The organism is Haloarchaeobius salinus (assembly GCF_024464185.1).
In the GTDB taxonomy this organism is placed as follows: domain Archaea; phylum Halobacteriota; class Halobacteria; order Halobacteriales; family Natrialbaceae; genus Haloarchaeobius; species Haloarchaeobius salinus.
Window position 1 is genome coordinate 13408 of sequence record NZ_JANHAU010000003.1, and the last position, 13195, is coordinate 26602.

The 13195-nt window shown below is 68.1% G+C and carries 15 protein-coding genes; 9 read left to right on the forward strand and 6 right to left on the reverse strand.

Annotated elements, in window-relative coordinates; all coding sequences use genetic code 11:
* Window positions 1-20: 20 nt before the first annotated feature.
* Window positions 21-764: a proteasome assembly chaperone family protein gene (locus NO345_RS12390; protein ID WP_256299632.1), complete on the forward strand. Its 744-nt coding sequence runs from the start codon at window positions 21-23 to the stop codon at window positions 762-764.
* 83 nt (window positions 765-847) lie between these two features.
* Window positions 848-1906, forward strand: a complete 1059-nt coding sequence (trmB, locus tag NO345_RS12395; RefSeq protein ID WP_256299634.1) for an HTH-type sugar sensing transcriptional regulator TrmB — start codon at window positions 848-850, stop codon at window positions 1904-1906.
* Between the two features lies 1 nt (window position 1907).
* On the opposite strand, the gene NO345_RS12400 is transcribed toward trmB, so the two are convergent.
* Window positions 1908-2759 (reverse strand): eIF2B alpha/beta/delta subunit family protein, encoded by an 852-nt coding sequence (locus NO345_RS12400; RefSeq protein WP_256299636.1) that lies wholly within the window; start codon window positions 2757-2759, stop codon window positions 1908-1910.
* Between the two features lie 86 nt (window positions 2760-2845).
* Here NO345_RS12400 and NO345_RS12405 point away from each other — a divergent pair, with 86 nt between their 5' ends.
* Window positions 2846-3148 (forward strand): DUF7969 family protein, encoded by a 303-nt coding sequence (locus tag NO345_RS12405; RefSeq protein ID WP_256299638.1) that lies wholly within the window; start codon window positions 2846-2848, stop codon window positions 3146-3148.
* A gap of 59 nt (window positions 3149-3207) precedes the next feature.
* A complete protein-coding gene (locus NO345_RS12410; protein WP_256299640.1) occupies window positions 3208-3438 on the forward strand; it encodes a hypothetical protein in 231 nt (76 codons plus the stop codon).
* 174 nt (window positions 3439-3612) lie between these two features.
* Here NO345_RS12410 and NO345_RS12415 read toward each other — a convergent pair whose 3' ends face one another.
* From NO345_RS12415 to NO345_RS12425, 3 genes are read right to left on the reverse strand one after another with little or no spacing between them, the layout of a single operon-like run.
* The gene (locus NO345_RS12415; protein ID WP_256299642.1) at window positions 3613-5121 is read right to left on the reverse strand and encodes an RtcB family protein; all 1509 of its coding nucleotides are present in this window, start codon (window positions 5119-5121) and stop codon (window positions 3613-3615) included.
* A 60-nt stretch (window positions 5122-5181) separates the two neighbouring features.
* A complete protein-coding gene (locus NO345_RS12420) occupies window positions 5182-5598 on the reverse strand; it encodes an archease (protein ID WP_256299643.1) in 417 nt (138 codons plus the stop codon).
* Window positions 5599-5608: 10 nt separating this feature from the next.
* On the reverse strand, window positions 5609-6592 hold the full coding sequence (locus tag NO345_RS12425) for a DUF502 domain-containing protein (RefSeq protein WP_256299644.1): 984 nt from the start codon (window positions 6590-6592) through the stop codon (window positions 5609-5611).
* A 105-nt stretch (window positions 6593-6697) separates the two neighbouring features.
* Here NO345_RS12425 and NO345_RS12430 point away from each other — a divergent pair, with 105 nt between their 5' ends.
* The 5 genes from NO345_RS12430 to bcp all read left to right on the forward strand — a co-directional run bounded on the left by NO345_RS12430 (window position 6698) and on the right by bcp (window position 10548).
* Window positions 6698-7183, forward strand: a complete 486-nt coding sequence (locus NO345_RS12430) for a GNAT family N-acetyltransferase (RefSeq protein ID WP_256299645.1) — start codon at window positions 6698-6700, stop codon at window positions 7181-7183.
* A gap of 53 nt (window positions 7184-7236) precedes the next feature.
* Entirely contained in the window at window positions 7237-8409 is a 1173-nt protein-coding gene (gene priS / locus NO345_RS12435; RefSeq protein WP_256299646.1) for a DNA primase small subunit PriS, read from the forward strand.
* Entirely contained in the window at window positions 8406-9467 is a 1062-nt protein-coding gene (locus NO345_RS12440) for a hypothetical protein (protein ID WP_256299647.1), read from the forward strand. Before priS ends, NO345_RS12440 begins: the two co-directional genes overlap by 4 nt.
* 70 nt (window positions 9468-9537) lie before the next feature.
* Window positions 9538-10041, forward strand: a complete 504-nt coding sequence (locus NO345_RS12445; RefSeq protein WP_256299648.1) for an MOSC domain-containing protein — start codon at window positions 9538-9540, stop codon at window positions 10039-10041.
* Between the two features lie 51 nt (window positions 10042-10092).
* A complete protein-coding gene (gene bcp, locus NO345_RS12450) occupies window positions 10093-10548 on the forward strand; it encodes a thioredoxin-dependent thiol peroxidase (RefSeq protein ID WP_256299649.1) in 456 nt (151 codons plus the stop codon).
* 4 nt (window positions 10549-10552) lie between these two features.
* Here the strand turns inward: bcp and NO345_RS12455 are convergent, their stop codons facing one another.
* Together NO345_RS12455 and NO345_RS12460 are read right to left on the reverse strand one after the other, a co-directional pair.
* Window positions 10553-12817 (reverse strand): CDC48 family AAA ATPase, encoded by a 2265-nt coding sequence (locus NO345_RS12455; RefSeq protein WP_256299650.1) that lies wholly within the window; start codon window positions 12815-12817, stop codon window positions 10553-10555.
* On the reverse strand, window positions 12814-13056 hold the full coding sequence (locus tag NO345_RS12460) for a DUF7127 family protein (RefSeq protein WP_256299652.1): 243 nt from the start codon (window positions 13054-13056) through the stop codon (window positions 12814-12816). Before NO345_RS12460 ends, NO345_RS12455 begins: the two co-directional genes overlap by 4 nt.
* Between the last annotated feature and the right edge of the window lie 139 nt (window positions 13057-13195).

Below are 13195 nucleotides of genomic sequence, written 5' to 3' on the forward strand. Positions count from 1 at the left end.
CCCGGACGCGTACGTTCGGTATGGCTGCTCAAGGCACCGAGGACGTTCGGTTCGACGTGACGCACGAAGACGAGGTGTCGGACGTGGTCGTCGCGGGGTTCTCGCAGTTCGGGCTCGCCGGCCTCACCGCCGTGGACTACCTGGTCGAACAGCTCGAACTCGAACAGACCGGCCACATCGTCGCACAGGACCTCCCCTCGATCACGCCGTTCAACGACGGCGTCCCGCGACACAGCACCCGACTGCTCTCGCGGGACGACCTCAATCTGACCGTCTTGATGTCGGAGCTGTTCGTCCCCGTCTGGGCAGCGAAGCCCTTCGCGCGGTCCGTGCTCGACTGGACGGAGACGAACGCCGTCGAGGAGGTCGCCGTCCTCTCCGGCGTGCCGGTGCCACACGGACCCGAGGACCACCGGAGCTTCTACGTGGCGACCGAGGACTACCGGCGTCGCCGGCTCGACGAGACCGAGATCCCACCGATGGGTAACGGCTTCCTCGACGGTGTGAACGCCGCCCTCGTCGAGCGCGGGATGACCTCCTCGCTGGCGGTCGGCGTCTACGTCACTCCGGTACACGCACAGGCCCCGGACGTGCAGGCCGCGTTGCAGTTGCTCGACGCAGTGTCGGCCGTGTACGACCTGAACCTCGACACCGGGCCCCTGGAGGAGTTCGCCGAGCGCGTCGCCCGGTACTACACCGAACTCGCCCAGCGACTCGAGTCCGTCCCCGAACACGACGCGCCCGACGACCGGATGTACATGTGATCCCCTGACAGGAGCCGATTTCGTAACGGCGTGCTACTCGATTTTCAGTAAATGATTTAACGGTCGCCCCGAGTTGGTACGGTATGCCATCCGACGACCTCCGTGGGACGATGGAGCGAGTTGGGGAGCGGTTCAATCTCGGGGAGTACGAGATCGACGCCTACCTGACTGTGCTCGAACACGGGCAGCTCACCGCATCGGAGATCGCCGACCGGACCGAGATTCCACAGCCCCGGGTGTACGACACGGTTCGGAGCCTCTCGGACCGCGGCCTCGTCGAACTCCGCGAATCCCGTCCGATGAAGATCATCGCCGTCGACCCCGACGACGCGTTCACCGACCTCGAATCCTCGCTGTCGGAGCTCGTCGACGAGCTCAACGCCCGCTACACCGCCCCCGCCCGCGACACGGAGGCCGTCTCGCTCGTCAAGTCCCGCTCGACCATCCTCCGCTACCTGGAGGAGGTTATCGACGCCGCCGAGTACGAGTTGGCGCTGTCGCTCACCCCGGACCTGCTCGAACGCTTCGAGGACCTGCTGGCGACCCGCCACCACCAGGGCATCAGCATCGAACTGCTGGTGACACCCGCCGCCGGCGCGCCGGACCCCGACGAGTTCGAGTACGAGCGCATCGCGACGACGGTCCGCGTCCGCCGCGGCATCACGACCCCGGTTGTGGCCGTCGCCGACGGCTCCTACTCGATCTACGCCACGCAGGACGCGCTGCGGGACGACCAGGACCGCTACGGCGTCATCTTCAACCGCTCCGCACTCGGCTTCCTCGTCTCCGGTTTCTTCGGGACGGTCCTCTGGACGACCGCCGACGAGGTGTTCGCCAACGGCGAGGACCGGCCGTTCCCCCGGCGCTACTCCTCCATCCGCCGCGCAGTGAAGGACCTCATCGAGGAGGGCGGCGAGTTCTACGCGACCATCGAGGGCCGGGACGTCGAGACCGGCACGCCCAGGCTCGTTCGCGGGCAGGTCACCGACATCTCCTTCGAGATGACCGAGGAGGTCGCGGGGCTGACGCTCGAGACAGACGACGGCGAAGTGACCGTCGGCGGACAGGTCGCCGCCTACGAGGACGTCGAGGCCCACGAGATAACCATCGGCCGGGACGAGCCACCGGCGGTCGACCGCTAGCTCAGAACTCCATCACGCCCTCGTCGGTCATCGCTCGCTCCAGTAGCGACACCGGCGTCGCGTCGTACGCCGGGTTCCTGACGTCGAACCCCTCGGCCGGCTCGCGCATCACCTCGCTGGGCGACCGGAATTCGTTCTCGAAGACGAAGCCGCTCTCGATCACCTTCGAGCTGGAGCCGACGACGCTCACGGGTACGTCGCAGTGAGCCGCCGTCGCCGCGATGGTGAACGTGCCGACGCGGTTGTACAGCGTGTCCCCGACGATGCAGTCCATCCCCACGAACACCTCGTCGCACTCCTCGAGGTAGTAGCCCGAGGCGGCGTCGGTCAGGAGGTGCGTCTCGACGCGGTCGTTTCCGGCGAGCGTCCGGGCCGTCTTGCGGCCGAGATAGCGCGGCCGGGCCTCCGTGACGTACATCTCGATGTGGGCCCCGTCTCGCGTCGCGAGCTCGATGGCCTCGAGCACCGTCGAGGAGTAGTCGTGGGTGAGAATCGTGCTCCCGTCCTCGATGTGCTCGGCTGCACGCTCGGCCGCGCCGCTCTTGCCGTGTTCGACGCCGTCGACGACGCGCTCGACGGCCTCGCTCGTCGTCGCCTTCGCGTCGTCCACGTCCTCGCTCTCGGCAGCACTCACCGTGTCGACGACCTCTCGCATCGCGTTGTACAGTGAGGCGTGGGAGGGGTTCGCGCGCTGGAGGGCCTTGGCGTTGCGGTCGAGCGCGCGCTCGTACTCCTCGACGGTCGCGAACTCGCGGTCGAGCAGCTCGAGCAGTGCGCGTGTCGCCTTCACGGCGACGACCGAGGAGGAGTGGGTCTGCATCTCCTCGATCTCCTCGACGGTCTCGTCTATCATGGTGGGAACGTCACCGGACGGTGCCAAAGACCTTTCCACTGGATCGGGAGCCGCGGAGCTAAGTCGGTCTGGACCCTACCAGTGGTATGGTCTCGGTCACCTACTACTGCCCCTACTGCGAGGCGCTGACGAGCCTCGAACGCGACGCCTACATGGCCGACAAGTGCGTCACGAAGGAGCCACTGGAGGGCTGGGAGTACGCGTCGACGACGGACGAGTACGAGGAGGCGGACGGCGTCGAGTTCGTCTGCATCGGCGACGCCGAGGACGAGCCCGAGGCTGGCTGTGGCCGCATCTTCTACCTCAGCTTCGTGAGGTACGAGGCGGGCGAGGCGGTCGAGCACCGCGTCCCCGACATCGACCGCCCCCGGTTCGACTTCCTGCGCTGACGCTCGTCACGTCTCGTCCAGCCGGATGTTTTTGTGTCACCACCCCCGATACCGAGGTGATGGACGACGAGATACTCGACGAACAGCGCGAACTCGTCCGCGTGCTCGAAGCCCACGGCTGGGACGTGACGGAGTCCGAGCTATCGGTGTACGAGAGCCCGTGGGAGGACGACGACACTCCCGAGGCGACCATCACGCTCACCGCCCGGCGGCAGTTCCCCGAGAGCGAGGTGCCGGAGGGGACGGGTGAGGACGGCGGTGACGACGACAACCCGTACCGGCTGAAGTAGCAGTCGCTGAAAGGTAGGCTGGCGAACAGGCGGCACGTGGTGTGCGCATCCGGCGTGCCGCGCAACCGCCCGGACCGGGATGCGGCGTGGCTCAGACCACGCCCGGTCTGGTCCCGGCTCCGTACTTGAATGGTCGGGCGCGAGGAACGGACTGGGGTCGGCCGTCGACCCGGTTCAGCCCTTGATGTTGCAGACCGGGAACGTCCGGGCGACCCTGTCGCCGATGCCGAGCGCGTCGCTCACACGGACGACCTCGTCCACGTCCTTGTAGACGCCCGGTGCCTCCTCGGCGACGGTCGCCCCGGACTGGGCCTTCACGTAGATCTGGTTCTGCTCCCGGAGGTCGGTCTGCACGTCGCCGCCCCAGTACTCCTTCTTGGCCTGCGTGCGGCTCATCAGGCGGCCCGCACCGTGCGCCGTCGAACCGAACGTCTCCCGCATCGAGTGCTCGCCGCCGCGCAGGACGTAGCTCCCGCTGCCCATGCTGCCGGGGATGATGACTGGCTGGCCGACGGCGCGGTAGGCTGGTGGGACCTCGTCGCGGCCCGCCGGGAACGCCCGGGTCGCGCCCTTCCGGTGGACGTAGAGCTCCCGTGTCTCGTACTCGACGGCGTCCTCGTCGTCGGTGACGACCGCTCCGGTGGCGTCGACGCCGACCTGATGGCGCTCCTTCTTGGCGATGTTGTGGGCCACGTCGTACAGCAGGTGCATCTCCATGTCGCGCCAGTCGCGGTCGAACACCCGCTCGAACACCTGCCGGGTGCGATGCATGATGAGCTGGCGGTTCACCCACGCGAAGTTGATGGCGGCACACATCGCGCCGTAGTACTCCTCGGCGAGCTGCGAGCCCGCCGGGGCCGCCGCGAGCTCCCGGTCGGGGAGGCTATCGAGCATCCCCGCGTGGGTCTTCTCGATGCGTCGGAGGTAGTCGTTGCAGGTCTGGTGGCCGAGCCCCCGCGAGCCGCAGTGGATGAGCACGACGACCTGGTCCTCGGTGAGGCCGAAGGCGTCGCCGACCGCGTCGTCGTACACGTCGGTGACGCGCTGGACCTCGAGGAAGTGGTTGCCCGAGCCGAGCGAGCCGATCTGGTTCTTGCCCCGGTCCTTCGCCTTCTGGGAGATGGCAGAGGGGTCCGCGTCCGGTCTGAACCCCTCGTCCTCGCAGTGCTCGAGGTCCTCGGGGACGGCCCAGTCGTTCCGGAGCGCCCACTGCACGCCGTCTTCGAGGATGGCGTCGACGTCGCCGATGTCGCCCTCGAACACCCCACCGCCGCCGAGGCCGCTCGGGACGTTCGCGAACAGCGCCTCGACGAGTTCCTGCTCGTGACCCTGCAGGTCGTCGTAGGTCAGGTTCGTCGTCATCATCCTGACGCCGCAATTGATGTCGTAGCCGACCGCTCCGGGCGAGATACAGCCGTTCTGGGCGTCCATCGCGCCGACGCCGCCGACGGGGAAGCCGTAGCCCTGGTGGCCGTCGGGCATGCAGATGGCGTACTTCGTGATGCCGGGGAGGTGGGTGGCGTTGCGGAGCTGTTCGAGCGTCTTGTCGTCGCTGATCTCGGAGAGCAGTTCCTCGCTGGCGAACACCCGCGCCGGGACGCGCATGTCGCCCTGCTTCGGGATCTCCCAGACGTAGTCGCGGACCTTCCGGAGGGTGACGTCGCCGGCGTCGTAGGTGGTCATGGTTCGATGTTCGACGTCGTGGCCGGAATAGGTTGTGTCCCGCTGGTGACCGGTTCGAACCTACACGTCGAGGACGACGTACGCCCGCCAGCCGTCGTCGGTCTCCTCGACGCGCATCTCGGAGTAGGTGACGGCCTTGACCTCCCGGGCCTCGACGGCGTCGAACGGGATGCCACGTGCACTCCCCGTGAGCCGCCAGCTCCCGTCGTCGCCCTCGACGACCCTCGCCTCGTGGTCCGCGGGGAGGACGCCCCGGACGTCGCGCTCGTAGACGAGTTCGTCGAGGTAGTCGAACAGCAGGCTCTCCCGGCTCTCGCTCTCGACGGACAGCTCGAACCGGTCGCCGACGCCGTCGGGCACGTCGTCGCACTGCGCGGCGGTCAGCCCGTCGGCGACCGCGGCGAAGAGTTCCCCGGGGGTGTCGCCGGTCGCCTCGACGGCAACGTCGGCGGTGTGCTCGCGGAGTTCGAAGCTCATGGTGGCACGGTCACGGGGTGTTCTCGTCGGTCATGTCGGCCTCGGTCTGGCGGTCACCGTCGTCGTCGTCGTCCTCGTTCGCGGAGGCAGCGCCGCCGAGTTCCTGTTCCTCGCGTGCGCCAGCCTGTCGTCGCCCGCCGGTCTCGAGGTCGAGGTCGCCGTCCGGGACGATCTCCTCAGCCTCCTCGTGCTGGTCGTCGTCCTCCCGCTCCTGGTCCAGCACGTCGGGCTCCACCTCGGGCTCGGCGTCGGTGCCCACGTCGTCCTCGGCCTGCTCGAAGCCGGCCATCTGGCTGAGCTCGGCCTCGGTGAGGTCGTCGGGCTCGTTCGGGTCGCCGCCGGTCGCGACGCCGGTCGTCACGACGGTCCGGATGCCCTCCTCGACGGTCATGTCGACGTCGACGACGCGGTGTTCGGGCACGTGGACGAGGTTGCCGCCCATGACGGGGTTCGGCGCGAGCGGGAGGAACAGGGTGACCATGTCGTTGCGGCCGACTGCCTCCTGAAGCGGCTGTGGGGTCGACGTCGTCAGGAAGCCGAGCGTGTACGTCTCGTCCTGCGGGAACTCGACGAGCTTCACGTCGCGGAAGTTGCGCTCCTCGCTCTGGACGATGACCTCCGACATCTCGCGGAAGCTGTCGTAGATGGAGCCGAAGCCGGGGATGCGCGCCACGAAACCGTCGACGTAGGAGATGGCGGCCTCGCCGTACCGGAACCGCGTGAGGAAGCCGATTACGAGGACGACCGACAGCACGACCACGATGGTCAGGGCCTGCACGAACATCACGGAGACGCCCTGGCTCATCCCGGCCTCCTCCAGGGCGAGGACGACGGCGTCGAGGAAGCTGAAGAGGTAGCCCGCGAGGACGTTCAGGACGAACAGCGTGACGAGCAGTGGAACGACGACCGCCAGTCCAGCCACGAACGCGTCCTGGACGAGGTCCAGCGGTGAGAACCGGGGGCCGGTACCACCCTCGTCCTCTGGGGAGGTCATTTCCTACTCGCAGGGCTGGCGCTCGGGAAAACCTTTCCCCAAACCGTCTCGGCCGTGGTCGACTGCCGGTGGAATTATATCGACGTGTCCCGGAGTTTCACGACAGTGAGCGTCAACGTCGACACGCGCGTCGTCTCCCCCGGAAGCGACGAGTACGTCGAGGATGCGTGGCGCCTGAAAGAGCGCATCCGCCGCGATGAGGACGTACTCAAGCAGCGAAAGAGCTTCTTCACCGACGCGTATCGCCGGTCGAAGGTCCACCTCTTCCTGGACGAGGGGGCCGACCAGCCGGTCATCGGGTTCGCCGCGGTCCGTCGCGACGGCTACATCCTCTTTCTCGCCGTCGACCCGGAGTACCGCGGCGAGGACATCGGGAAACGCCTCGTCGCCCGCGTGGCCGAGGAGCATCGAACCGTCACGTGCCACGCGCGAACCAGCAACGAGAACGCGCTGCGGTTCTACGAACACCTCGGCTTCGACATCAAGCGACGCATCGACAACTACTACGAGGACGGCGGCGACGCGTACTACCTGAAGCTCGGGGACGACGTGAGCATCACGGGTCGGCTCTCCGAGTTCATGCGGCGCTGAGCCGTGGCGACTCCGCAAGGTTTGTACGACCCCCTTCCGAACCAACGAGAGCCATGAACGAGCGCACCCGACGATACCTCCGCGGTCGCTTCGGCGACCACTACCGGGGGACGACCCCCTCGCCGCCACCGGAGCCGAACGAGCGCGAGTGGGGGTACATCACCTGGTCGTCGGGTGGCACGACGATGATCCGCCATCACTCCTGGATGGAGGTCGGCGACCTCCGGACGTTCCTCACGGACGAGCGCCCGCGACACGTCTACTTCTCAGCGGGCCGCTACGACGACCCCGGTGCGGGTTCGATGTCGGAGAAGGGCTGGCGCGGGTCGGACCTCGTCTTCGACCTCGACGCCGACCACCTGCCGGGGGTCGACCCGGACGCTGACAGCTACGCGGAGATGCTCGCGGTCTGCAAGGACGCCCTGCTGCGGCTGCTCGACCTGCTCGAGACCGACTTCGGCTTCGAGGACCTCACCGTCGTCTTCTCCGGCGGTCGGGGCTACCACGTCCACGTCCGCGACGACGGCGTCGACCAGCTCGACCGCGGTCACCGCCGCGAGATAGTCGACTACGTGATGGCCGCCGACGTGGACTTCGAGTCGCTCGTCGACCGCGAGTCGGTGGCCGGACTGGGGCTGAAGAACCCGACCGACAAGCGCAGCCTCGACACGACCGGCGGCTGGGGCCGGCGCGTCCACGACCGGCTGCTGGCGTTCGTCGACGAGGTCCGCGAACTGCCCGACGACGAGGCCCGCGACCGGCTCCAGTCGTTCGAGGGCATCGGTTCCGGTCGCTCGAAGAAGCTCGTGGCGGTGCTCGACGACCGGTACGACGAGCTCGCGGCCGGCAACCTCGACGTGCACCCGACGGTCGTCCGGCTCGCCGACATCTTCGCACAGGAGACGTTCGACGCCGAGACGGCACCAATCGACGAGCCGGTGACGACGGACATCAACCGGCTCATCCGGCTGCCGGGGAGCCTGCACGGCGGCACCGGCCTCGCGGTGACGCGCATCCCCCGGGACGAGGTCGCCGAGTTCGACCCGCTCCACGACGCCGTCCCGGGGACGTTCGTCGGGAACGACATCGAGGTGACCGTCGACGAGACCACCGAGGTCGAACTCGGCGGCGGTAGCTTTACGGTGGAGGCAGGCACACAGACTGTACCGGAGTACGTGGGCGTGTTCTTGATGGCCCGCGACCGCGCCGAGAAGGGGAAAGAATGAATCTGGACGAACTGCGCTCTGCGCTCGACACGGAACGACAGAAGGGAGGCCTCCAGGGGTTGCGCGACTCCTTCTACCAGGAGGTCGCGGCGTTCGTCGAGGAGCGCAAAGCGGAGCGCGACCGGGCCGCCGGGCAGGCGGACGATCCGTTCGGCTCGCCCGAGGTCCAGCGGCTCACCGACGAGATCGACACCGCGCGCTCGACGGCCGAATCACTCTACGAGCGCCGCCTCGGGAAGCTGGTCAAGCAGGCCAGTCTCGCCGCGGCGGACATGGCGAGCCCCGACCAGGTCGAGGGCCTCACCGACGAGGAGCGCGCCCTGTACGACGACCTCGTCGAGCGCATCGAGGGCAACAAGGACCACATGTTCGACGTCATCGCGGGCGAGGCGCCGACGACGCCCGCCGTCGCGGGCGACGACTCCCCGAGCCACCACCCGGAGGACGGGATGGATGCGGGTCCAGGGGCGACGACGTCCGAGCCCACGCCCGAATCGTCCCCGGGTGAGTCGGAGCGGCCGACCACCGCGACGGAGAACCCGGCGGACGAGGGGACGACACGTGAGGAACCGTCGTCGGCCGCCTCGGAGCCCGGCGACGACCGCGCGTCCGACGTGGCGGCCGCGGAAGCGGACGCGATCGCGGGCGGCGAGGAGGCCGGGTCGGACGACGACGACGGCGTCAGCGCCGCCGACGTGATGGGCGAGACGCTGTCGACCAGCGAGACACCGTCGTCGGGCGAGAACCCATCGCCGGGCGACCCGGCCACGGACGGCTCGGGCGTCGCCCCGCAGTCGACGGACGCTGCCGCCGGGCCGGTTCCGGCTGGCGGTGCGTCCGAGCGGACGACGGCCGGCGCGTCGTCGAACTCGACGGCGGACGGGGGCGACGACGACGCCGATGTGGAGCGGACGACCGTCCGGATCACCGACGAGGTCGGGGAGATATTCGGCGTCGACCAGCGCGAGTACAGCCTCGGCACGGACGACGTGGTGACGCTCCCGACCGCGAACGCGGAGCCGCTGCTCGAGCGCGAGGCCGCTGAGAAGCTCGACTGAGCGCCCCGATTACGAGACGTTCTCTCACCCTTCCAGTAGCTTCTTCTCGCGGAGCATCGTAGCCGGAGCCATGACCGAGACGGAGGCAGGGGACTCGGCGGAGCACGACCACACGGCGACGGCCGGGACGGTCGAGGCCATCCACGTCGCGCCGGAGTCGGGCGAGCCGGTGGAGGCCGTCGAACGGGTCGAAGCCGTCGCCGGGGCCGGCCTGCGCGGCGACCGCTACTTCGACGAGGGTGGAACGTTCTCCGACGGCACGCCACGTGGCATCACGCTCATCGAGGCCGAAGCCATCGAGGCAGCCGGGAGCGACTACGGCGTCGACGTGGGCGACGGCCGCCACCGCCGCAACGTGACGACCCGCGGCGTCGCACTCAACCACCTCGTCGACGAGGAGTTCCGGGTGGGTGGGGCGGTCTGTCGCGGCGTCGAGCTCTGCGAGCCCTGCTCCTACCTGGAGGGGCTCACCGAGGACGGCGTCGCCCGCTCGCTCGTCCACCGGGGCGGCCTGCGCGCGACTATCGTCGAGTCCGGGGAGCTGGCCGTCGGCGACGGCGTCGCGTCCGAGTGAACCCTCGCCGGAAACGAAATCCGTTTTACCCGTCGTTTCCTTCCCGTGTCTATGCTCGACGTCGGCGCGGAAGCTCCGGATTTCGAACTGCCGGACCAGAACGGTGACCTCGTATCGCTCTCGGACTACCGCGGCCAGACGGTCGTCCTCTGGTTCTACCCCCGTGCGAACACGGAGGGGTGTACGATGGAGGCCTGCTCGTTCCGCGACAACTGGGACGCCTTCGAGGACCGCGACATCGCGGTGCTCGGCGTGAGCGACGACGACGTCGCCGACCTCAAGGAGTTCGAGGAGGACCACGACCTGCCAGTGCGGCTGCTCTCGGACGAGCACGGCGAGGTCGCCACCATCTACGACTCCTACGGCGAGAAGCAGATGTTCGGCAACACGTTCGACGGCGTCTTCCGGAACACGTACGTCGTCGACGAGGAGGGAACCATCGAGCTCGTCTACGAAGGGGTCGACCCCGAGGAGCACGCCGAGGAGATCCTCGCGGACCTCGACTGAGGCGCTACTGGAACGTCCGACCGATCTGCTGTTCCTCGGTTGGGACGTCCTCGCGGCCGAAGCGCTGTTCGATCTCGTCGTAGCGCTCCTTGACCTCGTCGGTGACGCTCGCGGTCACCTCGTCCATCGCGTGCTCGAAGTGGTCGGCGGTGATGCGGACGTTGCCGACGGACTCGGCCATCTGCTCCGGTTCGACGGAGTTGATGAACTCGCGGGTCGCGGCGAGCGACGCCTCGCGGCAGACCGCCTCGATGTCGGCACCGACGTAGCCCTCGGTGCGCGCGGCGAGGTCCTCGAGGTCGACATCGTCCGCGAGGGGCTTGTTGCGGGTGTGCACCTCGAAGATGCGCCTGCGGCCCTCCTCGTCCGGGACCGGTACGTGGACGTGGCGGTCCAGCCGTCCGGGACGCAGGAGCGCGTCGTCGATGAGGTCCGGGCGGTTGGTCGTCGCGATGACGACGACGTCCTCCAGGTCCTCGAGCCCGTCGAGCTCGGTCAGGAGCTGCGAGACGACGCGTTCGCCGACGCCGGAGTCCCCCGTTCTGGTGCCACGCTCGGTCGCGATGGAGTCGATCTCGTCGAAGAAGATGACCGTCGGAGCGTTCGAGCGCGCCTTCTCGAACACCTCGCGGACGCCCTTCTCGGACTCGCCGACGTACTTGTTCAGCAGCTCCGGCCCCTTGATGGAGATGAAGTTGCTGTTGGCCTCGTTGGCGACGGCCTTCGCGAGCAGCGTCTTGCCGGTCCCGGGCGGGCCGTACATCAGCACGCCGCGCGCGGCTTCGAGGTCCATCGCCTCGAACACGTCACCGTAGTCGAGCGGCCACTGGATGGTCTCGCGGAGGCGCTCCTTGGTGTCGTTCAGCCCACCGACGTCGTTCCACGTGACGTCGGGGACCTCGACGAACACCTCGCGCATCGCCGAGGGGTTGACCGACTTCATCGCCTCCTTGAAGTCGCCCTCGGTGACTTTGAGGTTCTCGAGCACCTCGGCGTCGATCTCCTCCTGTTCGAGGTCGAGCTCGGGACGGATGCGCCGGAGCGCGTTCATCGCCGACTCCTTCGTCAGGCTGGCGATGTCCGCGCCGACGAACCCGTGCGTGTTCTCGGCGTACTGCTCCAGCTCGACGCTGTCCGACAGCGGCATCCCGCGGGTGTGGACCTGCAGGATCTCCAGGCGACCCGCGGTGTCGGGGACGCCGATCTCTATCTCGCGGTCGAAGCGGCCGCCGCGGCGGAGCGCGGGGTCGAGCGCGTCGACGCGGTTCGTCGCCGCGATGACGGTGACCTGGCCGCGCTCTTCGAGGCCGTCCATCAGCGAGAGGAGCTGGGCGACGACGCGGCGCTCGACGTCGCCGGATGCCTCGCCGCGCTTGGACGCGATGGAGTCGATCTCGTCGATGAAGACGATGGCCGGGGCGTTCTCCTCGGCCTCCTCGAACACCTCGCGGAGCTGCTCCTCGCTCTCGCCGTAGTACTTCGACATGATCTCCGGGCCGGAGATGGTGTGGAAGTGGGCGTCGATCTCGTTGGCGACGGCCTTGGCGATGAGCGTCTTCCCGGTGCCCGGCGGGCCGTGCAGGAGAACGCCCTTGGGCGGTTCGATGCCGAGCTGCTGGAACAGCTCGGGGTGGCGCATCGGCAGCTCGATCATCTCGCGGACCTGGTCGAGCTCGTCGTCGAGGCCGCCGATGTCCTCGTAGGTGACGTTCGGGACGGCCTCGCCGTCGCCTTCACCGGCCGGGCCGACCTGCTCGGCGGGCGTCTCCGAGATCTGGATGTCGGTCGAGTCGGTGATGATGACCGTCCCCGACGGGTCGGTCGAGGCGATCTTCAGCGGGACGGACTGGCCGCTGCCGCCCATCGGGCCGAACGAGAGCGAGAACGGGACGGTCTGCCCGCTCGTGACGGCCTGCCCGCTGAGCTTGTCGCGGACGAGCGGGCCGATGTTCCCGCGGATGCGGAGGTTCTGCGGGAGCGCGACGGTGACGCTCGTCGCGGGCTTGACGTCGGCCTTCTCGACCTCGACGCGGTCGTCGATGCCGACGTTGGCCTGCTGCCGGAGGCGACCGTCGATGCGGACGACGCCCTGGCCCTGGTCCTCAGGGTAGCCGGGCCAGACGCGGGCGACCGTGGTCGCGTCCTGCTTGCCGACCAGCCGGATGTAGTCGCCGTTCTCGAGGCCGAGTTCGGCCATCGAGCCTCTGTCGATGGCGGCGAGCCCACGACCTGCATCCTTCTGCTTGAGGGGTTTGACGGTGAGTTTCATGCGTCGACCTCCATCTCGATAGTGAGGACGCCGTTTCTGATAAACGCTTGCGAGACGCCGGGAGCGTCCAGCTCGTACTGCTCGTCACCGCGGCCGACGACGATGACGGTGTCGCCGACGATGTCCACGGACCCGGCGTCGAACCCGTCGCCGAGGTCCACGGCCACGACGCTGGCGTCGTCGTACACGTACTGCCGGACGAATTGCTCGTCCTCCGCAGCGAAGTCTTGGATGTTCATGAACTTACTAACCTCAAGTTAGTTCTGCTAGTATATAAATCCTCTGCCGGCCGAACCACCAGACGGTATCGGGTTCCCGACGATACAGTGTAACTGCGGTTCACGATAGACTTAGGCTTTATGCCCTCGGGCGAGCAAC

What these genes read in the sequence shown, in the direction of transcription:
- NO345_RS12390 (WP_256299632.1), top strand. Translation starts at nt 21, where the DNA reads ATGGCTGCTCAAGGCACCGAGGACGTTCGGTTCGACGTGACGCACGAA.
- trmB (WP_256299634.1), top strand. Translation starts at nt 848, where the DNA reads ATGCCATCCGACGACCTCCGTGGGACGATGGAGCGAGTTGGGGAGCGG.
- NO345_RS12400 (WP_256299636.1), bottom strand. Translation starts at nt 2,759, where the DNA reads ATGATAGACGAGACCGTCGAGGAGATCGAGGAGATGCAGACCCACTCC.
- NO345_RS12405 (WP_256299638.1), top strand. Translation starts at nt 2,846, where the DNA reads ATGGTCTCGGTCACCTACTACTGCCCCTACTGCGAGGCGCTGACGAGC.
- NO345_RS12410 (WP_256299640.1), top strand. Translation starts at nt 3,208, where the DNA reads ATGGACGACGAGATACTCGACGAACAGCGCGAACTCGTCCGCGTGCTC.
- NO345_RS12415 (WP_256299642.1), bottom strand. Translation starts at nt 5,121, where the DNA reads ATGACCACCTACGACGCCGGCGACGTCACCCTCCGGAAGGTCCGCGAC.
- NO345_RS12420 (WP_256299643.1), bottom strand. Translation starts at nt 5,598, where the DNA reads ATGAGCTTCGAACTCCGCGAGCACACCGCCGACGTTGCCGTCGAGGCG.
- NO345_RS12425 (WP_256299644.1), bottom strand. Translation starts at nt 6,592, where the DNA reads ATGACCTCCCCAGAGGACGAGGGTGGTACCGGCCCCCGGTTCTCACCG.
- priS (WP_256299646.1), top strand. Translation starts at nt 7,237, where the DNA reads ATGAACGAGCGCACCCGACGATACCTCCGCGGTCGCTTCGGCGACCAC.
- NO345_RS12440 (WP_256299647.1), top strand. Translation starts at nt 8,406, where the DNA reads ATGAATCTGGACGAACTGCGCTCTGCGCTCGACACGGAACGACAGAAG.
- NO345_RS12445 (WP_256299648.1), top strand. Translation starts at nt 9,538, where the DNA reads ATGACCGAGACGGAGGCAGGGGACTCGGCGGAGCACGACCACACGGCG.
- bcp (WP_256299649.1), top strand. Translation starts at nt 10,093, where the DNA reads ATGCTCGACGTCGGCGCGGAAGCTCCGGATTTCGAACTGCCGGACCAG.
- NO345_RS12455 (WP_256299650.1), bottom strand. Translation starts at nt 12,817, where the DNA reads ATGAAACTCACCGTCAAACCCCTCAAGCAGAAGGATGCAGGTCGTGGG.
- NO345_RS12460 (WP_256299652.1), bottom strand. Translation starts at nt 13,056, where the DNA reads ATGAACATCCAAGACTTCGCTGCGGAGGACGAGCAATTCGTCCGGCAG.